Origin of the sequence: Streptomyces sp. R11, assembly GCF_041051905.1 — a bacterium.
Lineage (GTDB): Bacteria > Actinomycetota > Actinomycetes > Streptomycetales > Streptomycetaceae > Streptomyces.
Genome location: NZ_CP163432.1, coordinates 9,326,445 through 9,351,709, shown reverse-complemented (window position 1 = coordinate 9,351,709; position 25,265 = coordinate 9,326,445). Strand labels below are relative to the sequence as shown.

Sequence of the window (25,265 nt, the reverse complement as noted above, 5' to 3'; positions counted from 1 at the left end):
AACCGTGTGCACCCCAGCTCAGGCAGGGGATCCCACGGCGAGTGGTTCACAAACTGCTGCAGGGCCTGCATGTTGCCCGTCCGGCAGCCGATCGGCCATCGGATCGATCGACGTCCGCCGGCCGTCCAGCATCAGGCCCCGCAGACAACACTCACCCCACCACCGCTGATCCCGCCGCAGCAACAAGGGTGCCTCGTACGGCACGCACGAGAACTACCTGATGAAGCGGGAAACCCCCTTCTCCGACATCGTGCGCCACCTGACGCCCTTCTGCGTCTCCCGCCAGGTCCTCGCCGGCGCCGGCCGTGCCGGCATCGGCCAGGACGGCCACGAGCACGGCTTCCGGCTCAGCCAGCGAGCCGACTACTTCGAGGTCGAGGTGGACCTCGAAACGACCCTCAAGCGCCCGATCATCCACACCCGCAACGAGCCGCACGCGGACGCGGAGAAATACCGCCGACTGCACGCTGACTGCAGGCTCGCTGGGCGCCCTCCAGGTCACCCAATTCGGAGGCGCCTACCAACCTCCAGCTGGGGGAGTGTAAATCTAACGGCGGATCCGACGATCATGGGAGAGACGTCAAGTGACTGACACCGCCGTGGGGTTGGAGACCGTGGAGCCTGTCGAGAAGGACTGGTCCGGGCCGCCCGTGCCCGTGTCGGACGAGCAGTTGGTGGCGATGCTGGTAGAGCGGACCCGCTCAGAGGAACTGCAGCTGACCAAGCGGGGGTCCGCCCTGGAAGGTGAGATCACTGATCACCTCGGCTATGAGAAGCACGACTCAGCCGGCCGGGGCAGTGGCAACTCCCGCAACGGGGGCCGGGCCAAGACCGCGCTGACCGACGTCGGGCCGGTCGAGATCGAGGTCCCGCGCAACGCGTCGGGCACGTTCGAGCCGCAGATCATCAAGAAGCGGCAGCGCCGGCTGACCGGGTCGACGAGATGGTTCTGTCGTTGTCCGCGAAGGGGCTCACACACGGCGAGATCGCCGCCCACCTGGCAGAGGTCTACGGGGCCGAGGTGTCCAAGCAGACCATCTCCACCATCACCGACAATGATAGTGGTATCCGGGTCCCCGGTGGTCGTGGCTCTATCACTGACTGACGCCCTGCTGGGCTGTCTTTACCTTGGTCTGTCCGGCTGCCGGGGTCCCTTTCCCGAGGCTCCGGCCGGGTGGATCATGACCTAATAGGAGCCTGGCCAGAGGCCCCCTCACTGTCCTGTCTGCCCCATCCGGCCGGAGTCACCTCCGGTGAGGAAGGCATCTCCAGCATGACAGGAACAGACACTGCGGACGCTGTTGAGGAGATAGTGGTCGGCGGGGTGGACTCGCATGCCGACACTATTCACGTCGGTGTGGTCACCAACCGCGGTGGGCATCTCGCCGACGCGGAGTTTCCCACAACGGCCGCCGGCTACAAGGCTGCGATCGCTTTCCTGACCGCACACGGCACCGTTGCCGCAGTAGGGGTGGAGGGCACGTCCTCCTACGGCTCAGGCTTCACGCACGCAGCCCAGCACGCTGGTCTGACCGTGGTCGAGGTCAACCGGCCGGACAAAGCCGAGCGCCGCAGGATAGGCAAGTCCGACCCCATCGACGCCTTCGCCGCTGCCCGCGCGGTCGTTTCCGGCCGGGCCACCAGCGCCCCCAAGAGCGATGCCATCAACGGAATCCGGTCTCTGCACAATGCCGCACGATCTGCGATCAAGCCCGTACGGCAACGCTGAACCAGATCGGGCACATCCTGATCAGCGCGCCCGACGACATCCGGGTGAAGTACGAGCTGCTGCAAGGCGACAAGCGCATCGAAGCCCTCACCCGCCGCCGTCTTGGCGACGACCCCGTCCGGGTCCCCATCCTGACCGCTCTGCGAACGCTCGCCCGACGCGTCAAGAACCTGACCGAGGAGCAGACACCCTCACCGCGGCGCTGGATGCCCTGGTCACCTATCTCAACCCGGGCTTACGCGCCGCCTACGGAGTCGGTCCTGACACCGCGACACAACTGCTGATCACGGCCGGCGACAACCCCAACCGCCTTCGCACCGAGGCTTCTTTCGCGGCCTTGTGCGGCGCCGCCCCGGTGCCTGCCTCCAGCGGCAAGACCAACCGTCACCGGCTCTCCCACGGCGGGGACCGCGCGGCCAACGCGGCCCTTTACCGGATCGCCCTCGTCCGGATGGCCCGTGACCGGCACACCCGCGACTACGTCGAGCGGCAAACCAAGGCCGGGCGGACGAAGAAGGAGATCATTCGCCTCCTCAAACGCGCCATCGCGCGGGAGATCTTCCGCTACCTCACCACGACGGTCGCGGTTCCCGAGATCGCTGACCTCAGGCCGGCCCGGCAAGCCAAGAACATCACGCTCACCGCCGCCGCGAACCACTTCGGGGTCTGGCCTGCCGTCATCTCCAACATCGAGCGAGGCCATCGCCGCGACGATGCCTTCGCCGCCTCTTACCGCGACTGGCTCACCGCCGCTTGACCAACGATAGGAGCATCAAGGTGATGGAGGGCATGACCGAATGGCAGAACCGGCCGCTCGACCGCGTTTACCCGTTTTGTTCGTCGATGCGATCCACGTCAAGATCAGAGACGGGAACGTCGCGAACCGTCCGGTCTACGTGGCGATGGGCGTGACCGTGGACGGCACCCGCGACATCCTCGGCATCTGGGCCGGCGACGGCGGCGAGGGAGCGAAGTACTGGCTGCACGTGTTCACCGAGCTCAAGAACCGCGGCCTGGACGACGTGCTCGTGCTGGTCTGCGACAGGCTCAAGGGTCTGCCCGAGGCCGTGGAGGCCGTCTGGCCTCGCATGATCGTCCAGACGTGTGTGGTGCATCTGCTGCAGAACTCGTTCCGTTACGCCGCCCGTCAGGACTGGGACAACGTCGCCATGGCTCTCGAGCCCGTCTACACCGCACCCGGCGAGGACGCAGCCACGGAACGCTTCCTGGAGTTCCAGGAGGCGTGGGGCCGGAAGTATCCGGCGATCGTGAAACTGTGGCCGGACGCCTGGGCCGAGTTCGCGCCCTTCCTCTCCTTCGGCGCCGAGATCCGCAAGGTCATCTGCAGCACGAACGCGATCGAGAGCGTCAACGCACGCATCCGCCGAGCGGTTCGCGTCCGCGGGCACTTCCCCAACGAGGCCGCCGCCCTCAAGTGCATCTACATGGCGCTGATGAGCCTGGACCCGACCAGGAAGGGCCGAAGGCGGTGGACCATGCGCTGGAAAGCACCCCGCAACGCGTTCCAGATCGCCTTCGCAGGACGCCTGACCCCGAGCAACAACTGACCCATCAACAACCAAGATCAGCCGTTAAATTGACACACCCGATCACAACACACAACGGCTTGTCATCCATTTGTCGGTCGTGGGCCGTATGGCTTTGTGCCGCGGCTGTTGCCGGGCGATGCGTGTGTGTTGTCCGGGTATGGAGAGGTCTGGGTCATGGTGGCATGGGCTGTGTCTGGTGTGGTTGCGGGGTGGCGGGCTCGTAGACGCGGGCGGAATGTCATGCCGGTGGCGGTGGTCATGGCTGTGGGTGCGGGGGTTTTGCCTGTGTTGCCGGTGGGGGGTTTGAGTGCTTCGGCTGCTGGTGGTGTGTCGCCGGTGGTGTCGGCGGGTGGGGTGGCGTTGGGGGGGACGCCGGGTTCGGTGTCGGTCAGTGATGGGGGTTCTGCGCGTTATGAGGTGCCGTTGGATGTGGTGCCGGGGCGTGGGGGTTTTCAGCCTGAATTGTCGTTGAGGTATAGCAGTGATGGCCAGGATGGCCTGGTTGGTGTGGGGTTCGGGTTGTCGGGGCTGTCGCAGATCAGCCGGTGTGACCGGACGCATGCCGATGACGGCGGTGCGATGGGTGTGCAGCTGGACGACACGGACCGGTTCTGTCTGAACGGGCAGAAGCTGGTTGCTGTTTCGGGCGTGTACGGGGCGCATGGCACGGAGTACCGCACGGAGCGGGATACGCATGTGCGGGTGAAGTCGTTTCGGGAGTGGGCGGCGCCGAGCACGGTGAAGGGGCCGTCGTATTTCACGGTGGAGACCCCGGACGGGACGGTTCAGCGTTACGGCGGTAGTGAGGGGACGGCGCAGGTCACGTCCGGCACGGTCGACATGGCGAATGTGTCGTGGGCGATCGAGCGGGCGGAGGACCGGGCGGGTAACCGCATTGTCTACAAGTATGCGACGCGTGTTGCCAGTGCGAGTTGGCCGAGTGAGCTCGAGCGGTGGGTGACGTCGATCGAGTACGGGCACGGCGACAAGCTGGACCGGAGGGTGGATTTCTCGTATGAGCTGCGGCCGGACAAGCGGTTCGGGTTTGCTTTCGGGGGGCGGCGGGAGAATCTGCGCCGCCTGACGATGGTGACCATGCGGGTCCTGGACGGTGCCGTGTGGAAGAAGGCCCGTTCCTATGAACTGTCGTATGACAACTCCGGTGTGACCAAGCGCAGTCGGCTGGCTCAGCTTGAGGAATGCGGTGTGGTGGCCGATGAGTGCAAGCGGCCGACGGTGTTCAAGTGGACGCCGGGCAGTGCGGGGTTCGCGGACGGTGTGACGCAGGAATCGTCGTCGCAGTCGCTGGTGCCCTCCACGCGGGACAGTCAGCTGATCGCCGCGGATCTGAGCGGGGACGGGCGCACGGATCTGGCGTGGCCGGAGGAGGGGACGTGGAAGTACCTGTTCGCCGAGCCGTCGTCGACCGGTGACGTTTACCGCAAGCACACCAATGGTGATGCGCAGGTTTCCGGGCCGAAGGCGACAGCGTTCCCGATCGACTACAACCTGGACGGCAGGGTGGACCTGCTGCCGCGGCTGGTGGGGAACTCGACCTGGCGGCCGGTGCTGACACTGCCCGGTGGTGGAGTGCAGCGGGTGACGACGAACTTTGTCAGCGCGTTCAGCCAGGTGTTCAACGATGCGGGCGCGAAGATGGGGGACTTCGACGGCGACGGGTATCAGGATGTGCTGGAGTTCAAGCGGGCTCCGGACGGGGTGGCCTGGTCGTGGAAGTGGCGGGTGCGCAGCGGCACGGTGAATCCGCTGATCGATTCGGCGGACCCGTTCGATGACAAGGCATTCGGCCCGCAGAAGACCCCCGGCAACGGGCTGGGTTCCCCCACCGATGTGGTGGTGGCGGACATCAACGCCGACGGCCGCGACGAAGTCCTCACCCCCACCGGTGCGCACGATCTGGTGAAGGACACCTTCAGCGCGGGCAAGGGGCCCAGCCACAATGACTTCAAGCTGGATATGAAGCTGGTTGATCTGAACGGTGACGGGTTCCTGGATCTGGTCACCAACGGCCTGAACGGGGAGAAGAAGAACACGCTCTACTACCGGCTCAACAGGGGGAACGGCTCCTTCACGATTCCGGCGCTGCCGATGAATATCGGTGCGGGCGGGTTCACTGCTGCTGAGCTGGTGGATTATGACGGGGACGGTCGGCAGGATCTGCTGCTGCCGCGGGCGAGCACGCTGCCCAGTACGGGCGGTGCGCAGTATGTGGGGCTGGATGTGGTGCGCGCGGCGTTCAACGACGACGGGACCATGTCGTTCACCAAGACACCGACGAAGGTCAGCTTCGCCGCGCGGAGTCTGGACTCGCTGAAGTCGCAGGGCACCCGGGTAGTGGATGCCGACGGGGACGGTCTGGACGATGTGGTGCTGGTGGACCGCCCCGACCCCGGCGCTTCGGGCCCGGTGAACCTGCGCCTGTTCAGCCATCTTTCGGGCGGTTCACTGGCCGGCGACAAGCCGGATCTGCTGTATCAGGTGTATGAGGGATCCCAGGCCCCCAAGCCCTCCCTTGGAGTGCTGCCGCCCACGGTCACGTTCAAGTACGCGCCTTTGACGGACAGTTCGGTCTATGACCGGGGTGAGTGCCTGCGCCAGATCGGGACGAGCTGTCTGAGCGGGGGAGGTATGTATGTGGTCAAGCAGGTCCGCCGTGATGCCGGGCTGAACCAGCCCTCCGGTGCTGAGCTGGTCTCGAACTACTTCTACCGCACCGGCAGAGTCAGCAAGACCGCGAGGGGATTCCTCGGCTTCGCCGAGCGCCGCGTGACCACCACGGCCACCGGCGCAAGCCCGCACGGGCCGGTCGTGGAGCGCTCCTTCTACTCCAACACCGATTACACGCGTCATCCCCAGCTGACCGAGCGGTGGCTGATCCGCCAACTGCCCAACGCGCGGCAGTCACTTCAGCGCACCAACATCACCTGGGCCACGCAGTTCCCCGTCGCCGCGGCGAAGAACACGATGTTCCACTTTCCGTACCAGAGCGAGCACCGCAGTTACGAGTTCCCCACGATCTCCGGGCTGTCGACGTATCTGCCGGCGGCGTTCGACGCCCAGGGCAAGACGGCGTTCAAGCGGACCCTGGAAACCGTGACCGGCATGGACCCCTACGGCAACGCCGGCAAGAAGACCACCGAATCATCCGGTGGCGGCGCCAAGTCGCGGACCGAGGTCACAACCACGCCGGATGTGGACACCGGTGAGGCGTGGCTGGTCAGCCGCCCCAAGCGGGTGGAAACCAAGGACACCGTCCTGGACGCCGAGACCCAGCAGCCGAAAGCACAGACCCGCACCGTCGACTACACGTATGAGCCCGGTACGGACCGCATCAAGCAGAAGAAGAGCTACGCCAGCCAAACCGCTCCCGGCCGCGTGCTGACCACGGACTTCACCTACGACACCTCGGGCAACATCGCCAGCCGGACTGTGACCGACACCAAGTCGGGTGCCAAGCGGGAAACTGGCTACACCTATGACGCGGCCGGGTATCCGCACACGGTGACGAACGCGGCCGGTCACACCGCCACCACCCTCTACGATCCGGTGCTGGGCAAGGCGGGCGCCCGGATCGATGCGAACGGGCTGCGCACGGACTACATCTTCGACAGCCTGGGCCGGCTGCGGACGACCCGGCAGCCCAGCGGCGCCGAAACCCAGACCTCCTACGCTCTGGAGACGGTGGGCAACGAGTACCTGATCCGCACCGACACCAAGGACGGCACCGGAGCCCACACGCAGACGGTGACGGACCGGGCGGGCCGGGTCCTGATCGAGCGGTTCAAGGGCTTCGACGGCACCATGCGGGAACGCACCCGCACCCACGAGCCGGAAGGCCGCCTCACCGCACAGACCGTCTACCACCCGGCGGGCGCTGCCGGACCGCACGACAAGATCACCTACACCTACGACGACACCGGCCGCCTCATCAAGCAGACCGAGCCGGGATCCGTCTCACGCACCTGGGCCTACGACGGTCTGAAGGTCACTGCGACCGATGCCCGCGGCACCGTGCGCACAACAGAGCTGAACGACCGCGGCAAGCTGGTGAGGGCGGTGGACGGGTCCGGTGACTCGGCGACGAAGCGCCTCTACACCTACGGCCCGTTCGACACGCTGACCAGCAGCAGGGTCGACGGTGTCGACAAGACCCAAAGCACGTTCACCTACGACGGCCAGGGCGCCCTGATCACCAGCACCGACGCCGAACGCGGCACCACAACCCACACCTACAACGCCTTCGGTGAACTCATCTCGGCCAAGGACGCCGCAGGCCGCGAAACCACCGTCACCTACGACACCCTGGGCCGGGAGACCAAGCGGACCGTCACCAAGGACGGCGCCACGCGCAGCACGGCCTCCCACACCTGGGACAGCGACGGGACTCGCACGCGCAAGGGCCTGCTGATGGAGACCAGGCTGACCGATCACACCGGGGGCGGGCACACCACCAGCAGCAGTTACGTCTACGACGCGCTGAGCCGCACCGAGTCCGTCACCCACACCCTGCCCAAGGAAGGCAATCCGTCGCAGTCGGAGAGTCTGAACTTCGGCTACAGCTACGACACCTTCAACCGCATCACCCAGCAGCGTTACCCCAAGCTGAACGGACAGCAGGCTGCCGCCACCGTCGCCTACACCTACGCATCCGCCGCCGACAGCAACGGGCGTCTCACCTCGGTGAAGGCGGGTACGCAGACGCTGTGGGAGCTGAAGGAGACCGACGAGCAGGACCGGCCGACCATCGAGCAGGCGGGTGACGGGACGATCGACCACACGAGCCTGGACTGGAACAGTGCCGTCCTGGCCCGGCAGGTGACCACGGCTGCTGACGACGTCAACCCCGGACAGGACCTGTTCCTGGAGACCTACGACTATGACGCCGAGGGCAACCTGTCCGAGCGCAGCCGGGACGGCGTCGCGGAAAAGTTCACCTACGATCCGCTGGGCCGGCTGTCCATCACCACCCTTGTCACGCCCCAGGCCACGGACAAGACCGATTTCTTCACCTACGACAAGCTCGGCAACATCACCAGCAGCAAGCGCCGCGGCACCTACACCTACGACCCGGCCAAGCCCACCCAGGTCACCGGCGTGAAGGGCGGCCTGTTCGGCGACCGCACCTACGGCTACGACGCGGTCGGCAACCAGACCGTGCGTCCTGAAGGCCAGGTGAAGTACAACGACTTCAACCTGCCCGCCACCCTCACCCCGGCCAGCAAGACCGGCGCCACGTCTTTCCTCTACTACCCCTCCGGCGAACGCGCCCGCAAGACCAGCCCGGCCGGCACCACCACCTACGTGCCCGGACTCTACGAACGCGAGCACGCCAAGGGACAGACCGAGCACCGCTTCCTGATCCCCGTCGCCGGCCGCACCGCACTCGCCCTGACCTACCTCGAGGAAGACACGATCCCCCTCGCGGTGCCCGGCCCCACCCTCTACACCCACACCGACCGCCTCGGCTCCACCAGCCTCGTCACCACCGACAAGGCGGCCGGTGCCGGTCACCACGCCGACGTCGTCGAGCAGCGCAGCTACGACGCCTTCGGCAAACTCCGCAGCCCCGACCTGAACAAGGGTGACACCGGCTACACCGACGGCATCCAGCCTGCTGCCCTCGATGAGGGCTACACCGGCCACACCGACGACCGCGAACTCGGCCTGGTCAACATGCGCGGACGCATCTACGACCCCGAACTCGGCCGCTTCCTCACCCCCGACCCCAACATCGACGGCTCCAACACCACCCAGGCCTTCAACCGCTACACCTACGTCTCCAACAACCCCCTCACCAACACCGACCCCAACGGCTTCGAAGAATGCACCGAATGCCAATGGGGCGAAGGAAGCGGCACCACCCCCGCCGAAGACCTCATGAACGACTGGGCAGCCGAAGACGAAGCCTTCTTCAACGGCGGCGAATACGGCATCAGCCCCGTCAACCCCAACTCACCCCGCTCCAACCAACAAGAAACCAACGCAGACCGCTACTTCAACAACCGCGACGCCCAAGCCCAAGCCCGCAGAGAATACGAACGCAAAAAGCAGCAAGAACGCATCGACGCCCTCGTCGCACAAGCCAAACTCGAAGGCCTCGTCAAGGAATGGAAAGAACGCGAATCCCAGACAAGGGAACTCCAACGACAAGTCCGCGACGAAGCCGGCTCCCTCTACGCCCAACAAGACGTCTGCGACCCCACCAACTGCACCACCAACATCACCACCGACACCGGCGGATACTGCAGCGAAGAAACCACCTGCACCCCCGGGCCCACCGACGCTGGGTCCACCGACGCCGGAGCCGGAGGAGCCGGAGGAGCACCAGCAGGCCCAGCCGCAGAGGCCGAAGGAGCCGGCGGGCACGAAGGAGCCTACGGCGGGGGTGATGTGCCGGCTGGGCCCAAGTTCCGGCCTACGTTCTTCTTTTCCGGCGGATACGAGCTGGGAATCGGACCGAATTCAACAATCCTGAAAACTCCCATCGGAGGTAACGCCGGCATCAGTTTCAACGTTGCCACAGATGGCAGCTATGGATGGAATACGTGGGCTGTCGGCGAAGCGGGCATCCCGGGGGTCGTCGGCTACGAGGCTGGCTGGAGGGCCGGTTGGAATAGCAAGACCGGGTTCAGCTCAGGCTGGACCGACCTCACCCAGGCCAGGCTGGGTAGTTTCAGGGTCGGCGGGTCTGTCCAGGGCGAGTGGGCAGGAGTTGGCTGGGTTGAAGGCCCCATCCGCCTAAGGGTCGGAATCCGCTGACGCTGCGTCCTCAGCGCGCAGGATACGTGATGTGACGAGGCTGCAGGTGCTGCAGCCTCGTCACCATATTGATCAGAGACTCAAAGGGTTCTATTCGAGGGTGTAGCGGACGTGTGGGCCGCCGAAGTAGTTGCGGACGATGTGTGCCTGCCGTTGGCGGCGGTGGAAGAGCCGGCGGGTCGCGGCGACGAGTTATGTCTGGTCACGGGCCCGGCTGTGCATGGGCAGACTCCGTTTGAGGTCGGCGTTGACCAGCTCGTCGGGGTTCAGCTCCGGTGAGTACGACGGCAGGAAGTGCAGCTCGATGCGGTCCGGGTGATCGGCGAGCCAGGTGCGGACCGTGCGGGAGTGGTGGGCGGCGTGGCCGTCCACGACGAGGGGCGCTTTGTGGTCGAAGTGGGCCTGCGAGCCGGTCCAGAAACCGGCGCATGACGTCGGCGTCGAAGGTCTCGGCGAAGACCATGAAGTGCATGCGGCCCTTGGTGCTGATCGCGGGCATCGCGTTGACCGAGAACCGGTTGCCCGTGCGGCGGACGACCGGAGTGCTTCCTTTAGCGCCCCTGGTCCGGCCGGTGACGTGGTCGAAAACGGATGTCGACCTGGTCGGCGAAGAGGATCCTCCCCGCCCTCGGCCTTCGCCCTGGCTCGGATCGTCGGCCAGGTCTCCTCCCGCCAGACGCGGACCGCTTCCGCGTCCGGCTCGACAGCCCGCCTGTCCGCGCGCTGGAACGACAGGCCCCAGCGGCGCAGGTACTTGCCCACACCCAGCTCGGTCAGCCGGTGATCCACGAGCGGCTGGTCGAGCAGTACGGGTTCACCGGGAACTATCAGCGCGTCAAGCTCTACGTTCAGCAGGCCCGGCCCAGGGTTGCGGAGGAACTCGGCATATCCCCGGAGGAGTTGGCGGGGCTGCACCGTCGCCTCGAGGTCATTCCCGGGGCTCAGGCCCCAGGTCGACTGGGGCGACGAGGGCAAGATCCTCGCCCACATGGGCATCGCGAAGGTCTACTCGTTCCACATGGTCCTGTCGTATTCGCGGGACCCGTTCTGCTGCTTCACCACGAGCCGGGACCGGCAGACGTTCTTCGACTGCCACTGCCACTGCCGCGCGTTCGCGCACTTCGGGGGGTACCGATGAGCATCGTCTACGACCGGACGAAGACGGTCGTGCGCCGTCACGTCGCTCCGGGCGAGGCGGTCCCGCTGCACCCGGAAGCGGTCGGGCTCGCCGGTCACTACGACTTCGACATCGACGTGCTGGCCGCCTACCGGCCCCAGGGCACGGGCCGCGTCGAACGGCAAGTCTTGATCGTCCGCGATCACGTGCTGTCTGGGCGAGCGTTTCCTCGCTCGAGGAGATGGGCGCCGCGTTCGCCGCCTGGTGCCCCGCCGTCGGGACCAGATCCACCAGACGCAGCGGGAGGTCATCGGCATCCACAGGCGCGTTTGTGGGACGAAGTACTCGTGCAGGATGTCGGTGGTTCCTAGCGTGGAGTTTGCAAAGACTGCGGCGGGTTCGTTGAGCAGTGAGTTGCGGCTCACGTTGTTGGCCAGCCAGGGACCCGCCTCGCGCTCCAGCCACCAGCGCAAAGTCTTGCTGGCGCTGCTGGTTGCGGAATTGCGGAAAAACGCGCGCCGGGCTGCGGCAGGGGAGGAAGGGGCAGTTGCTGGCCGCGAGACTCCGGAAGCGGTGTGTACGTTCCGATGATCGCTTCGTTCAGGAAGTTACCCGGATCCACCGACAGTCGTCCGTAGGCCATTTCGACCTGTGAGGTGGGCGCGTAGACCCCCTGTGTGGGGACGGTGACAAAGTCCGGATGGAGGAGCACGTTCGGTACCACCGCGATGTCTGCTTCCAGAATTACTGCGAACATCCCGTACCCGCCAAGAACAAGCCGGAACAGTTCGGCGTTCTTGGTGGGGCTGCAGGTCACGACTGCGCCGTCGGCGGTAAGGAGTCGCAGGTCTTGAACGGTGGTGGCGATCGGCGGGCTGTTGGTATGCCACCCGTGGCAGTTCACACTCAGCGAGCCGCCGATGGTGAAGTCGTGGTTGGACTGCATCACTTTGGGCGCGTACCCGCGGGCGTTGAGCAGGGGGATTATCTCACGCCAGGTGGCTCCCGCCCCGACCCGCATGATCTGCTTGCCGCTGTCGAGGGTGACGCGGTTCATCGGCTGGGTCTCCAGGATCCAGCCGTCTCGCAGGAGACTCTGCGCGCCCATCGAATGCCTTGCCCCCGAGATCGCCAGGGCAGGGTCACGGCCTTGAGCGATCCGGCCAAGCAAGGATTTGAGTAGTCCGGCGGTATCCCTGCTCGATGATGTTGCGAAGGTGATACCACGCGCCCGCGTCGGGTTGAGTCCGCTGGCATCATTGAGCAGTGTCAACGATGGAACGGCAGGCGGCATCTGACCCTGATCCGCGAGGCGCTGGAGTGCCGCCCCGCCAGTACCACCTACCGCAAGCGCCGTTGCAGCGGTGCTTGCGGTTACCTGCCGTCGTAACGGCATTCGTCCTGCCATGCTCTCCTGCATCCTTATCATCCCACTGTGCCGGTTGAGCTCACCAATTCTGCGCCTGCGAGTGCGAAAACCTGCGCCGCGTCGCGTGCGTCGGTGGTCAATTTCATCGGGAAGATCCCTCAACCTGCCCCTCAAGGCGAAGGCGCGATCAAACGGCGACGGATGCCCTGACTCATCGAGACCACAAAGCGAGGATCGAAGAACACCCTCAGGCGGTGAGTGGCATCGACGTGACTTCCCGCACGCCGGGAACAGCCTCCTGCCTTCATCGGCTCGACCGATGATCCACACAAGGCGGTCGCACCGTACTGGACGGCGGACACGACGACGCCCGCCAAGCGCCGTCGGTCCGACGGCCCGACTCGTAGGGGAGGAGGAAGGCCGGAATGCTCGCGCACGGCCGGTGCGCGTCGAGGCGCGAGCAAGGGCGGCCTCCTGAACCCCAACCCAGGAGGCCGTCCCGCACCCAGCCGCGTTCACGATCGCCGCTGGACACCCTCTCCGCCGCGTAGCGCACACTGTCTTGCTTTTCGCGCACCGAGCCCATGTCACCCGAAGAGAGCTGCACTCTTCCAGGAGTGCCAGCTGTGCCTCGTGTCGGTGAACCACTCAAGCACCCGAGTACGCCAACAGTGGACATCGCGCAACAGCACGAGCACAGCAAATATGCGCCTCCTGCAGCGTCACCGCCGAGTGCCTTCAGCACGCGCTGTCCGTCCCGGAACGCTTCGGCATATGGGGCGGGAAGACCGCCAATGCCCGAGGGTGGAACGCAGACGGCAGGCGGGTGCGCTCAGGTCCATCCCCAGTCGAAGGAGGCAAGTAAGGAACACACCTGCTGGGGGTGCGCCGCCTTGGCGTTCCTGTCGCGTCAGGACGGCTCCAGCACCGCAGATAGCCACTGATGGTAGTCCGGCGCCCGGTAGTCCTGATGCAGCCCGGGCACCGTCGGCCAGCACCAATCGCCGTTCGCCACGTGCGGCCAGCCCGACGGTGACAGACAGCACCGCCATTCGAGAGACCTCTGCCCGGATTCGGTGGTGGCCGCCGGGCGCCACCACCACTCGCGCCCGCGACGCCGTGGCGCGAGCCGGCTGCGCCTTCCTCTCCCCTTCGCGTCGGCCGGCGGGGACCATGCTTGTTTGGCACAGGCTGCGTTGACGTGTCCTTCTTCCATAAGGCGCGTCCGCTGTGCACGGATCACCAAGCTGGCACGCCAAGCAAATGCCGTTCAACCGAAGACACACAGCCGGGCTTAGGGCGTGCAGATCTTTAACTCGTCACTTTCCGTTCGGTGGTTCGTTGGTCTGACATGAGCGGGTTGGAAGGGCAACGGGCCATGCTGGCAGCCAAGTTCGGGGCGATTCTGCCGCACCTGGACGAGCGGCAGCGTCGCCTGGTGATAGGGGCGGAGGCCCAGTCCCTCGGCCACGGCGGGATCCGAGCGGTCGCCCGTGCCGCCGGTGTCCGTGAGGGCACTGTGTCTGCCGGAGTGCGGGAACTCGGCTCAAGAGAGGCCCCGTTGGGACGCATCCGCCGGCCCGGCGGTGGCCGCAAACGCGTCGCCGACCTGAACCCAGCTGTCCGGGAGGCTCTCCTCGCATTGGTCGAGCCCGACGTCCGCGGGGATCCCATGTCGCCGCTGCGCTGGACCACCAAATCCACCCGCAAGCCCGCCGAACAGCTGACCCGGCAGGGCCACCGGATCTGTGCGGACACGGTGGGCGACCTGCTGCGCGAGGAGGGCTTCGGTCTGCAGAGCAATGCCAAGACCCTCGAAGGCAAGCAGCACCCCGACCGGGACGCACAATTCCACTACCTCAACGAGCAGGCCCGCGACCACCAGGACTGCGGGGCACCGGTGATCAGTGTGGACACGAAGAAGAAGGAGCTGGTCGGCCCGTTCAAGAACAACGGCCGTGAATGGGAGCCGCGAGGCGAGCCGGTGCGGGTCGACACCCACGACTTCCCCGATCGCGAGCTGGGCAGAGCGGTGCCCTACGGCATCTACGACGTCGCCGCGAACACCGGCTGGGTCAACGTGGGCACCGACCACGACACCGCCGCGTTCGCCGTCGAGTCGATCCGCCGCTGGTGGAACGGAGCCGGCCGGGCCACCTACCCGACGGCCGGCCGACTGCTGATCCCCGCCGATGCGGGCGGCTCCAACGGGTATCGCACCCGCACCTGGAAGACCGAACTCGCCCAGTTCGCCGCTGAGTCCGGCCTGACCATCACCGTCTGCCACTTGCCTCCCGGCACTTCGAAGTGGAACCGGATCGAGCACCGGCTGTTCTCCCACATCACTATGAACTGGCGCGGAAGGCCCCTGACCAGCCACGAAGTCATCATCGAGAGCATCGCGGCCACCACCACCAAGACCGGCCTGACGGTGCACGCCGAACTCGACACCAACCCGTACCCCACCGGCATCCAGGTCAGCGACGAGGAGATCGCCGCCCTACCGATCACCCGGCACCGCTTCCACGGCGACTGGAACTACACCCTCCACCCCCAGCACCCGCCGGAGCCCTTAGCGACCAACACCACGTCAAACCAGGCCCCGACGGACGGTCCGGATCGCCTTACCCAGCAGTCGCTGCAGCCCCTGAACTGACCGGGATGACCCGCCAACAGCTCAGCGAGCTCATCGACGCACTGACTCCCGCGCTGGAGATTCAACACGAGCGAGTGCTCCATACCCGCCGTGGTCACGAGCGCATGGTCGCCCCTGGCGCGGGCGCCAAAGCCAAGCTGACCCCAGCCGACCGGATCCTGGCCACCGTGCTCCACCTGCGCAAACTCGCCACCATGGACCTCCTCGGCCAACTCTTCGGCGTCACCGCCATGACCATCAGCCGTGAGCCTTCCCCTTGATCGTGGACACCTGGAGACTGGGATCTTGAGGTTCCAGAGGAAGTAGCACCAGGTGGGAAGCAAGTACACGAAGCGGTACACCGAGGAGTTCAAGCGGGACGCGATCGCGCTCGTCGACTCTTCGGGTAAGACGGTCACCGCGGTTGCCCGGGAGCTCGGGATCAGCTCGGAGTCCCTGCGCGGCTGGTACCGCCGGGCAAAGGCGGATCGGGGCGAGGGTGCCCCGGGCGAGCTCACCACGGCCGAACGCGAAGAGCTCAAGCGGTTGCGTCGGCAGAACTCCGAGCAGGCCAAGACGATCGAGGTACTGCGAAAAGCCGCGGTCTTCTTCGCGAAGGAGAGCGACCGGTGAACGAGACGTACGCGTTCATCGAGGCGGAGAAGACCACCCACGGCGTCGCTTTCCTGTGCCGGCTGCTCAAGGTAGCCCGCTCCTCCTTCTACGCCTGGCTTGCCGCGGCCAAGACCCGCTCGGCCCGCAAAGTCGCCGACGAGGCCCTGGCCCACGAAATCACCGTCCTCCACGTCGCCTCCCGCCACACCTACGGGGTCCCGCGCATCCATGCCGAGCTGCGGCGCCTGGGGCGAGGGGTGAACCGCAAGCGGGTCGCCCGCCTGATGCGCGAGCGCGGCATCCAAGGAGCCCACCGCCGCAGGCGACGGTCGCTGACCCGGCCGGACAAGAAGGCGAAGCCGGCCCCCGACCTGATTGGCCGCGACTTCCACGCCGAGACGCCCGGCACGAAGCTGGTCGGCGACATCACCGCCCTGCCCACCAGGGAGGGCTGGCTCTACCTCGCCTGCTGGCTGGACCTGGCCACCCGCGAGGTCGTCGGCTACTCGATGGCTGGCCACCACCGCGCCGAGCTCGTCGTCGACGCGCTGAAGATGGCCGCCGGCCGCGGTCGTCTCCAGTCCGGCTGCATAGCGCATTCGGACCGCGGCAGCGAATACACCAGCAGCCACTTCCGCCGCCACATACGCGAGTTGGGTCTCCGGCAAAGCTGCGGACGGACCGGATCTTGCTTCGACAACGCCGCCGCGGAGAGTTTCTGGGCCTTGCTCAAAGAAGAGATCGGCACCCGGCTCTGGCCCGACCGGGCCACCGCCCGCGCCGAGGTCTTCGACTTCATCGAGACGTTCTACAACCGCCGTCGACTGCGCAAGCACAAGGTCTTCGGCTACCTCACCCCGGCCGAGACCCGACAGCGGCACCAACACGACCTCGCAGCATAAAGATCGAGTGTCCAGGATCACGGGGAAGCTTCATTGGAGTCATAGCCCTTGTCGCCGAGCAGCGAGTCGGGGCGGCGGCGTGGGCGGCCGGGCCGTCCGGCCACGCGTGGGATCCCGTCGACGAGGGCGAAGGTCTGGGTGACGTCGTTGACGTTGGCCGCGGTGGTGAAGACCTTGAACGGGGTCCCCTTGCCGTCGCAGATCAGGTGGTGTTTGCTGCCCGCCTTCCGCCGGTCGACCGGCGACGGACCGGTGTCGGCTCCCCCGTTACCTTCTTCATGGCCCTGCAACAGGGCTCCCGGCCTTCGGGCCCGGCATGACTGTGCCCCCTTGTCGATCAGGATCGAAAAAGTGGTGTCACCGGGACCGAAGGCATTGGCAGACCGCTGATTAGGGGCACGAGCGCCGATCCCGGATGGGAGAAGCAGTCTCTTCGTAACGTGGATGCCGGCACGCTGATGCCGCAGGTGAGGCCGGGAAGAACGCGCGTACGGGAGCAAGCACGTGACCGGTGAAGGTGGCATCGACGTCTATCTGGGTCTGCACGTCGGCAAGGGCGAACACCATGCGACGGCACTGACCCCGGAGGGCAAGAAGGCCTTCGACAAGCGGCTGCCCAACACTGAGCCGAAGCTCCGTGAGGTCTTTGCCAAGCTCCAGGCCAAGCACGGCACCGTCCTGGTGGTGGTTGACCAGCCCGCTTCCATAGGTGCACTGCCTCTGGCCGTGGCTCGTGACGTGGGCTGCCGTGTTGCCTATCTGCCGGGTCTGACGATGCGGCGGATTGCCGATCTCTACCCCGGCGAGGCCAAGACCGACGCCCGCGACGCGTATGTCATAGCGGACGCGGCCCGTTCGATGCCGCACACACTGCGGGCCGTCGAGGCAGCTGACGAGATCGTGGCCGAGTTGGAGATGCTGACCGGCTTCGATGATGACCTGGCCACCGAGGTGACGCGGACCAAGAACCGCCTGCGGGGCCTGCTGACACAGATCCATCCGCCGCTGGAGAAGGTCCTCGGTCCCCGCCTGGACCACCCCGCCGTGCTCACCCTGCTCGAACGTTTCGGTTCTCCTGCCCAGCTGAGGAAGGCGGGGCGGCGCAGACTGGTCACGCTGCTGCGGCCGAAGGCCCCGCGGATGGCCGAGCGCCTGGTCGAGGACGTCTTCATCGCGCTCGACGAGCAGACCGTGGTCGTCCCCGGCACTGACGCCGCCGCACTGATCATCCCCAATCTCGTCTCGAGCCTCGACTCCGTGCTGGATCAGCGCAGAATCCTCGGAGCCCGGGTCGAGGAACTGCTGGAGGCCCACCCTCTTTCCGCGGTCCTGATCTCGATGCCTGGCATCGGGGTCAGGACCGCCGCCCGGATCCTCATCGACGTTGGCGACGGCAGTGCCTTCGCCACGGCCGGACACCTGGCCGCCTACGCCGGCCTGGCGCCGGTCACCCGCGCCTCCGGCTCCTCTATCCGCGGCGAACACCCCGCCCGGCGAGGCAACAAACAGCTCAAACGCGCCTTCTACCTGGCCGCGTTCGCCTCGCTCTCCCAACCGGAGTCACGGGCCTACTACGACAGGAAACGCCGCGAGGGGAAACACCACGTCGCAGCCCTGATCGCCCTCGCCCGCCGACGTGTCGACGTGCTCTTCGCCATACTCCGAGACGGCACCTTCTACGAGTCCCCGACCCCTGTCACGGCTTGACGAAGACCATAGGGGCACTTTTTCGCGCGGACGTGGGAGCCGTCCACGCACGCGCGGGACCAGTCGAGTTCACCGGCCGCGTTGAGTTCGGCGAGCAGGATGCGGTGCAACTGGTCGAAGACGCCGGCCTGCTGCCATCGCTCCAGGCGCCGCCAGCAGGTCTGCCCGGAGCCGAACCCCAGCTCCAGGGGCAGGAGTTGCCAGGCTCTGTCGTTGTGGAGCACGTACAGGATGCCCTGCAGACACAGCCGGTCCGCCACCGGCCGCGGCCCCGGCGACTTCTCCGGCCACGCGGGCAGCAGCGGCTCGATCAACGCCCACAAGCCATCGTCCACGATCCACGGCCGAGCACTCACACCATCCCGAACGGCCGAATCATCACATCAGTCACGCCCTACCAGGGCACTTCAACAAGATCGTGTTACGAGCTCTAATTGGCCAGTGGAATGACGCAGGCATCGTCATTTCAGTCCCTGGTACCGGCGACAGGGGACAGTCAGCTGAACGGAAACGGCCCAACCGATCGGGCAGCAGCTTCTGCCGCTCGCTGGTACGTAGTGAGCCTGGCGGTGCGGACGGCCGACAATCTGATCGGTTGCCCCAGCCCGGAGTGCTCGGTCAGCGGCCCGGCGGGCAGGGAGATCTGGGGCCCGGAAGTGGGTGATTCTCCGGATAGTCGGCGGAGTGCTTGAGCATGTATTGAGCAAGATCCTTTTGTGGCCGCACGTGAGGCCGATTGGGGGAAGTTCCCCGATGTTTGGGGGGTGGCGGGCGGGAGACGCTAGGCGCGTGAGCTGACCGGTGGGCCCTTTTCTGCGGGTCCGCTCGTGTCCGGGGGCTGCCGGGCGTTACCTGGGGGTGCCTGGCCCCGCGCCGACCGGTGCCGCGAGCTTACCCCGATTGGAGAGTGACCGGCGGGCATGAGACTTCTATCCAAGTCGCTGGCGGCGGTGGGGAGCCTAGTGGCCCTTGCCGCTTCAATGCTGGCGGGGCCGCCCGCAACGGCGGCGGAGCCCCTAGTTCATGACAAGACCATTCAGCATCAGATCGCCGGTACTCCGGCCGTCGGACTCGCCGGCTGGACTGACGGCGCCGGGGGCAATCAGCTGCAGGTCGCCAGGCTGAAGGACAACCGCGTCTTCTACGCGATTGCCCACCCCGCGAATCCCCAAGCCACAATCCGCGGGTGGGCGGAGATTCCCGGCGGCGGACGGACCGAACAATCTCCTGCTATTCACCACAGCAAGACGTATAGGAAGACGTTTGTGGCTGTGACCGGTCTGGGCGGGTACGGAATGTTCCTCCAGACGCTCAACTGGGACACGGGCCACTGGGGGTCTTCCTGGGTCCACTACGGTGGCGTCTTCACCTCGCCGCCGGAGATCGCGGTGAACGACCACTGGGCCATCATCACGCTCCTGGGGGCGGGCACGGATCAGGAACTCGCCTACAAGAATCAGGGAATCGGTAAGCCCGCCAGTACTGGGGGCTGGAGGAAGTTCGGGAACGGACCCATATACCATAATCGCATTCATACCGCTCTGAAGGTCGCTGCCCGCTGGTCAGGGGAGAAGAATGACCTAACCGGCCAGGTGTACGGAATCCGTTTGGAAATCGCCGTGGTGCACGTGCAGGGCAGCGGCAAAATCTATAGCCTCACGGCCAGACCGAAGAGCGGCAACGTGACACACGGCTTCGAGTTCGCCGACGACTATGCGCTCTTCGAGGTTTTCGGCGGTGGCCTGACCAAACATGCCCCTGCCATGGCGGAGTGGGACGAGGACCACGACGGTTTCGCTGACACATTCTGGGTGGCTGTGCGGGGCATCCAGGGCGGGTTCTTCTACCAGACCCTCCAGCACGGCTGCTTCAACGGCGACCCCTGGGGGAACTGCGGCGCGCCTGGGCCGGGTTGGCGGTTGTTCCAGAAACAAGGGGATAGCAACTACGGCCCTGCCATGTACACCAACCTCATGGGCCCGGTCCTGGCTGTCACGGAAACCCAGGCCAACGGCGGCGGGCTGGTGTACCAGCGCAACGTCGGCAAGGCAATGGGACCGCGCCCCCAGGCCCTCCTGATCAACGATCCGGCACATCCCGGCTGGAGGGCGGCCAAGCTCAGCGAGCCGATCGGAACCGGAAACCACCCCGAAGAAATCGCAGCCGGGTGGACTCCCTCCTGGAAGGATCCAAACGGTAACCCGATTCCTTCTCCCGCTACAGGACATACAGCAATCTCGGAACCTCCGGCCGCCTGGCATGAATTCTGTGTTGTCGACGTCAAGTGGACAGGTCAGAATTGGCAGCATATCGGTGAGACTGACTTCACCTTCCCAGGCGACAGCCGCAACGAAGCATGGGCAGATGTAACTGCCTGGTACGCTCGTATACCGAAGGTTGATATCCCTCCGGGTGGCACCTCATTCTGGGTCGAAAATAGAGCATGCTGACCACGCAGTAGACCATTCTGACTGCAGATGTAAATGCTGTTGTCGCACCATCTCCCGGATGAAGGAGACCCTCACATGTCACGACTCAGGAAGCCAGGAGCGCTTCGCCGCCGCCGTCGAACTCTGACGGCTAGCACCGCAGCTGCAGCTCTTGCTGGATCGCTCGTCTTCGCAGATACCGCCAACGCCAACTGGCAGATACCGGGAACCGACGTCTGGGTCTCGGACACAAAGTGCACTCACGGAGAGGCCCCCAATACGAACGGGAAACTGCAGGTGGACGTCTGCACCAGATCATTCGACACTGACGACCTGTTCCAGGTGGCTCCCGGTGGCGTCGATAAGCGCGTACAATTCTTTTATGTGAACATCTTCAACGCCTCAAGTGAAAAGTCGTACTTCATATCAGAAGTGGACACGAAAAATGTGACACAGCCGGGCCTCAGCCGTAAGTTCCATGTTGGCCAATGGGTGGACCCGAAACAGCAACTCAAAGTCAATCATGGCGGCACTCTCGCGACCGACAAGATGCTGGGAACAGTTTGGTACATTGGCGACGACAAGAAACCCTACCGCTGGGTCGACGTCGGGCCAATCTCGTACCACTAGTATCCAGATAGGCGACGGCTATTGCCTGACGCAGCCGCGTCAGGATTCGAGGTCGCGCAGTTGATGCATCAGTCATCTAGCGCAAAATGCGCACGACCTCCGCATGCTTAGCTGTGTAGCGGAATATGATAACCCGTGCTGAGTCTAAAGCGTGTTGCACAAGGCCTGAGCTGGGCATCTCCCTTGTATGGCCGGGGTGTTAAGGGCTGAGCGGGTGTGGGTGGAGACGTTCACCGGACTGCGGGTGACGCAGTTCGCGCGTCTGTTGAAGGTGGTGCGTGAGCGGGGCGGGAACGGCAGCTTGCGGGGCCGGCCGTGGGCTGTGCCGCTGGCGGAGCGGGTGTTGATGGTCGCGGTGTACTACCGCACCAACCTGACCATGCGGCAGCTCGGTCGGCTGTTCGGTGTCTCCTCCTCCACGGTGTGCCGGGTCATCCAGCGGCTGGGGCCGTCGCTCGCGCTCGAGCCTGCGGCTCGTCCCGCGGATGCCGCAGACCGGTTGTGGATCGTGGACGGCACCCTGATCCCGGTGCGTGACCGGAGTGTGGCCGCCTCCAGCCGCAATTACCGGTTCTCGACAAATGTGCAGGTCATCGTGGACGCTGAGACCCGGCTGGTGATCGCGGCGGCGCGACCGGTGCCGGGCACGACCACGGACGCCCACGCCTGGCGGGCGTCCGGGCTGGCCCGGCAATGCCAGGGGGTGACCGTGCTCGGCGATGGTGCCTGTCTCAACTGCGGGATGGCGGTGCCGCACCGCAAACGCCCGGGACGGCCGTTACTGCCGGGCGAGGAGGACGACAACGCGGAACACCGCAAGGTCCGCGCCCGCGTGGAACACGTCATCGGCCGGATGAAGAACTACAAGATCCTCCGGGACTGCCGCCAGCGCGGCAACGGTCTCCATCCCGCCGTCCAGGCCGTCGCCCACATGCACAACCTCGCCCTCACGTCATGAGCAGACAACCCCGCTCGCCCGCTCTGGCCTGCCCGAACACAGCCTTGTGCAACACGCTTTAAAGCGTGTTGCACAAGGCTGTGAGCTGGGCATCTTTTGTGTATGGCCGGGGTGTTAAGGGCTGAGCGGGTGTGGGTGAGACCTTCACGGGACTGCAGGTGACGCAGATTGCGCGGCTGTTGAAGGTGGTGCGGGAGCGAGGTGGCAACGGCACTTTGCGGGGCCGGCCGTGGTCTTTGCCGCTGGCGGGTGCTGCTGGTGGCCGTGTCCTACTGGACGAACCTGACCGTGCGCCAGCTCGGGCCGCTCTTCGGCGTCTCTTCCTCGACGGTGTGCCGGGTGTTCCAGAAGCTGGGCCCGCTGCTCGCACTCGAGCCCATAGCCCGGCCAACTGATGCAGCCGACCGGTTGCGGATCGTGGACGGCACGCTCATCCCGGTCCGCGACCGGCAGGTGGGCTCCTCCAGCCTCAATTACCGCTTCTCCGCGAACGTGCCAGTTCATCGTGGATGCAGACACCCGCCTGGTGATCGCCGCGACCCGGCCGGTGCCGGGCACCGCCGCGGACGCCCACGCCTGGCGGGCCTCCGGGATGGCCCAGCACTGTCAGGGCGTGACCGTCCTGGGCGACGGTGCCTACCTCAACTGCGGGATGATCACCCCGCACCGCAAACGCCCGCCGCGAGCTGCTGCTGCTGCCGGGCGAGGAAGCCGACAACGCCGCCCACCGCAAGGGCACGTGCACGAGTGGAGCACGTGATCGGCCGGATGAAGAACAAGATCTTCCGCGACTGCCGACAGCACGGCGACGGCGTCCACCACGCCGTCCAAGCCGTCCCCCACATGCACAAGAAGCCCAACGCAGCACCGGACCAGGAGTTTCGAGACAGCCTTTACGACCTCGTGCACGGTTGGCCGTAGCTCGGCGCCCAGGTGCCTCGTTGATCTGAGCATGATGAGGGCTGGGGCGCGCGAGTTGATCGTGACGGAGTACCGGATCACCGGGTTGTCGTCGGTGGTGATCACTGAACTCATCGCTGAGGTCGTCGAGTACCTGGGCGCCGGCGGCCGGACCGGGATCATCGACGGTACCGGAGATCCGTGTGCGGGGGGGGGGGGCGGCCGGCCGCGGGCGGCAAGGACCGGGACAGGTTCGTCTCCGGCAAAACCAAGCAGAACGCCGTGAAGTCGATGATCTTCACGGACGCCGAGGGGCGGGTGCTGTTCTGCAGCCCGGTCCGGCCAGGTAGTTGTGCGGACGGACATCACCCAGGCCCGACAGCTGGGACTGGTCCAGCTCCTGGCCGACGGTCCATTCCTGGAGATCCTCGCGGCCAGCCGGCTATCAGGGCATGGGCGCGCAGACCGGCGGGCGGGTGGTGACACCGCCCCATCACAAGTTCAAGAAGAACGCCCCAGCCTGGTACGAGGAGCGACACGAGCAGCAACGCAAGGCGCACTCCTCACGGCGCATCCCCGTCGAACACGGCATCGCCCACCTCAAGAACTGGCGAGCTCTCGCTCGACACCTTGGCCGTCGCGAGCACATGAGTGACATCGTCCAAGCCGTCACCAGACTGCTCTCACACCAGCAGACTGAGCTGCTCCGAGTTTCGTAGCGGCCGATCTTGTGTGTTTCAGGCGGCGTTCGGAGTGGCCAGAGAACGGTAGTAGGCCGCCTCGGAACTCTTCGGGTGGGAGGTAGTCGAGTGCGGAGTGCAGGCGCTCGGTGTTGTACCAGCCGACCCACTGCACGACGGCGCGTTCGACCTGGTCAGCGTCCCGCCAGGGGCCTCGGTGTTCGATCGGTTCGGCCTTGAAGGTGCCGTTGAGGGCCTCGGCCATCGCGTTGTCGTACGAGTCCGCGACGGAGCCCACCGACGCGGCCGCGCCGACGTCCATCAGCCGTTCGCTGTAGCGGATGGACACGTATTGGCTGCCGCGATCGCTGTGATGAATCAGGCCCGCTCCCTTCTCGATGCCCCGGCGCCACAGCGCCATCTCCAGGGCATCCAGAGGGAGATCGGTGCGCATGTGGGTCGCGAGCTGCCATCCCACGATCATCCGCGAGTACACGTCCAGGACGAACGCGACATAGACCCAGCCGGACCAGGTCCGGACATAGGTCAAGTCAGCGACCCAGAGCTGGTTCGGCCGGGTTGCGGTGAAGAGCCGGTTGACCAGGTCCGGCGGGCGCGGGGCGGTCGGTTCGGGGACCGTGGTCCGGCGTCGCCGGCCACGGATGACACCTTCCAAACCGTCCTCGCGCATCAACCGTTCGATGGTGCAGCGGGCCGCGGTGACTCCCTCGCGCCGCAGCTGGCGGTGGATCCTGCGGGCTCCATAGGTGCCGCCGGACGCAGCGTGAGCTGCACGGATCTTGATCAGAAGGCGCTCGTCGCGCAGGCGCCGGGCGGACTTCGGTCGCCTGAGCCGAGCGTTGTATGCCGAGACCGACAGGTCCAGTTCCCGGCAGACCGGCTCGACCCCGAAGTCGTCGCGGAGGTGGTTGATCACCGCGTCGGCCTCGTGCGGGGCTGGTCGAGCTCCTTCGCGAAAAACACCGAGGCGGCCTTCAAGATCTCATTCGCTCGCCTCAACTCGGCGTTCTCCTTGCGGAGTTGGGCGAGTTCATTCTTCTCGGCCGTGGTGAGCAGATCAGGCCGGTCGCCCTGGTCTGCTTCGGCCTGACGGACCCAGTTCCGCAAAGCCTCTTTGTGGATGCCAAGGTCCCGGGCGACGTGCGCGACCGGACGGCCCGAGGTCTGAACCTCGCGGATGGCTCGCTCACGCAGCTCGTCGGGGTACTTCCGTGGTGCAGGCATCGGACCTGTGTTCTCCCAT

General features: G+C 65.9%; 10 protein-coding genes and 13 pseudogenes. 17 read left to right on the top strand and 6 right to left on the bottom strand.

From position 1 onward, the window contains the following. Positions 1-20: 20 nt before the first annotated feature. A pseudogene (locus AB5J55_RS43285) lies at positions 21-204 on the bottom strand (transposase); the annotation flags it as partial. Here AB5J55_RS43285 and AB5J55_RS43280 point away from each other — a divergent pair. The 6 genes and pseudogenes from AB5J55_RS43280 to AB5J55_RS43255 form a co-directional block, all read left to right on the top strand. Continuing rightward, a pseudogene (locus AB5J55_RS43280) lies at positions 182-466 on the top strand (proteasome accessory factor PafA2 family protein); the annotation flags it as partial. The pseudogenes AB5J55_RS43285 and AB5J55_RS43280 overlap by 23 nt on opposite strands. Before the next feature lie 214 nt (positions 467-680). After that, positions 681-1,054, top strand: a pseudogene (locus AB5J55_RS43275) (transposase); the annotation flags it as partial. A 303-nt stretch (positions 1,055-1,357) separates the two neighbouring features. Continuing rightward, complete coding sequence (locus AB5J55_RS43270) at positions 1,358-1,729, top strand: transposase (protein ID WP_369275849.1); 372 nt, start codon at positions 1,358-1,360, stop codon at positions 1,727-1,729. Positions 1,730-1,982: 253 nt separating this feature from the next. Then, positions 1,983-2,291 (top strand): annotated as a pseudogene (locus AB5J55_RS43265) (transposase); the annotation flags it as partial. Positions 2,292-2,524: 233 nt separating this feature from the next. Continuing rightward, positions 2,525-3,297: pseudogene (locus AB5J55_RS43260) on the top strand (IS256 family transposase); the annotation flags it as partial. Positions 3,298-3,525: 228 nt separating this feature from the next. Continuing rightward, positions 3,526-10,059 carry an FG-GAP-like repeat-containing protein gene (locus AB5J55_RS43255; RefSeq protein WP_369275848.1) on the top strand — a complete coding sequence of 2,178 codons (6,534 nt, stop codon included), beginning with the start codon at positions 3,526-3,528 and terminating at the stop codon, positions 10,057-10,059. Between the two features lie 90 nt (positions 10,060-10,149). On the opposite strand, the pseudogene AB5J55_RS43250 reads toward AB5J55_RS43255, so the two are convergent. Continuing rightward, positions 10,150-10,839 (bottom strand): annotated as a pseudogene (locus tag AB5J55_RS43250) (IS630 family transposase); the annotation flags it as partial. Between AB5J55_RS43250 and AB5J55_RS43245 the strand changes: the two are divergent. Next, positions 10,840-11,494, top strand: a pseudogene (locus tag AB5J55_RS43245) (DDE-type integrase/transposase/recombinase); the annotation flags it as partial. Positions 11,495-11,597: 103 nt separating this feature from the next. Here the strand turns inward: AB5J55_RS43245 and AB5J55_RS43240 are convergent. After that, positions 11,598-12,449, bottom strand: coding sequence for an FAD-dependent oxidoreductase (locus AB5J55_RS43240; RefSeq protein ID WP_369275847.1), 852 nt, complete (start codon positions 12,447-12,449; stop codon positions 11,598-11,600). A 781-nt stretch (positions 12,450-13,230) separates the two neighbouring features. On the opposite strand from AB5J55_RS43240, the pseudogene AB5J55_RS43235 reads away from it, so the two are divergent. The 4 genes and pseudogenes from AB5J55_RS43235 to AB5J55_RS43220 form a co-directional block, all read left to right on the top strand. Then, a pseudogene (locus AB5J55_RS43235) lies at positions 13,231-13,410 on the top strand (WhiB family transcriptional regulator); the annotation flags it as partial. Positions 13,411-13,923: 513 nt separating this feature from the next. Continuing rightward, positions 13,924-15,425 (top strand): annotated as a pseudogene (locus AB5J55_RS43230) (ISAzo13 family transposase); the annotation flags it as partial. Positions 15,426-15,513: 88 nt separating this feature from the next. Beyond that, the gene (locus AB5J55_RS43225) at positions 15,514-15,813 is read left to right on the top strand and encodes a transposase (RefSeq protein WP_369275846.1); all 300 of its coding nucleotides are present in this window, start codon (positions 15,514-15,516) and stop codon (positions 15,811-15,813) included. Beyond that, positions 15,810-16,697 carry an IS3 family transposase gene (locus tag AB5J55_RS43220; RefSeq protein ID WP_369275845.1) on the top strand — a complete coding sequence of 296 codons (888 nt, stop codon included), beginning with the start codon at positions 15,810-15,812 and terminating at the stop codon, positions 16,695-16,697. Before AB5J55_RS43225 ends, AB5J55_RS43220 begins: the two co-directional genes overlap by 4 nt. 38 nt (positions 16,698-16,735) lie before the next feature. Here AB5J55_RS43220 and AB5J55_RS43215 read toward each other — a convergent pair. Then, positions 16,736-16,948 (bottom strand): annotated as a pseudogene (locus tag AB5J55_RS43215) (transposase); the annotation flags it as partial. A gap of 253 nt (positions 16,949-17,201) precedes the next feature. On the opposite strand from AB5J55_RS43215, the gene AB5J55_RS43210 reads away from it, so the two are divergent. Then, the gene (locus AB5J55_RS43210) at positions 17,202-18,404 is read left to right on the top strand and encodes an IS110 family transposase (RefSeq protein ID WP_369275844.1); all 1,203 of its coding nucleotides are present in this window, start codon (positions 17,202-17,204) and stop codon (positions 18,402-18,404) included. A 23-nt stretch (positions 18,405-18,427) separates the two neighbouring features. Here AB5J55_RS43210 and AB5J55_RS43205 read toward each other — a convergent pair. Beyond that, positions 18,428-18,742, bottom strand: a pseudogene (locus tag AB5J55_RS43205) (transposase); the annotation flags it as partial. A 624-nt stretch (positions 18,743-19,366) separates the two neighbouring features. Here AB5J55_RS43205 and AB5J55_RS43200 point away from each other — a divergent pair. The 5 genes and pseudogenes from AB5J55_RS43200 (at position 19,367) to AB5J55_RS43180 (ending at position 24,040) form a co-directional block, all read left to right on the top strand. Next, a complete protein-coding gene (locus AB5J55_RS43200) occupies positions 19,367-20,854 on the top strand; it encodes a hypothetical protein (RefSeq protein ID WP_369275843.1) in 1,488 nt (495 codons plus the stop codon). Between the two features lie 75 nt (positions 20,855-20,929). Further along, positions 20,930-21,463 carry a hypothetical protein gene (locus AB5J55_RS43195; RefSeq protein WP_369275842.1) on the top strand — a complete coding sequence of 178 codons (534 nt, stop codon included), beginning with the start codon at positions 20,930-20,932 and terminating at the stop codon, positions 21,461-21,463. Between the two features lie 187 nt (positions 21,464-21,650). Beyond that, positions 21,651-22,421, top strand: coding sequence for a transposase family protein (locus tag AB5J55_RS43190; RefSeq protein WP_369275841.1), 771 nt, complete (start codon positions 21,651-21,653; stop codon positions 22,419-22,421). 102 nt (positions 22,422-22,523) lie between these two features. Further along, positions 22,524-23,342, top strand: a pseudogene (locus AB5J55_RS43185) (transposase family protein). A gap of 431 nt (positions 23,343-23,773) precedes the next feature. Beyond that, positions 23,774-24,040 (top strand): transposase family protein, encoded by a 267-nt coding sequence (locus AB5J55_RS43180; protein WP_369275840.1) that lies wholly within the window; start codon positions 23,774-23,776, stop codon positions 24,038-24,040. A gap of 18 nt (positions 24,041-24,058) precedes the next feature. On the opposite strand, the pseudogene AB5J55_RS43175 reads toward AB5J55_RS43180, so the two are convergent. Next, a pseudogene (locus AB5J55_RS43175) lies at positions 24,059-25,246 on the bottom strand (IS3 family transposase). Positions 25,247-25,265: the final 19 nt, after the last annotated feature.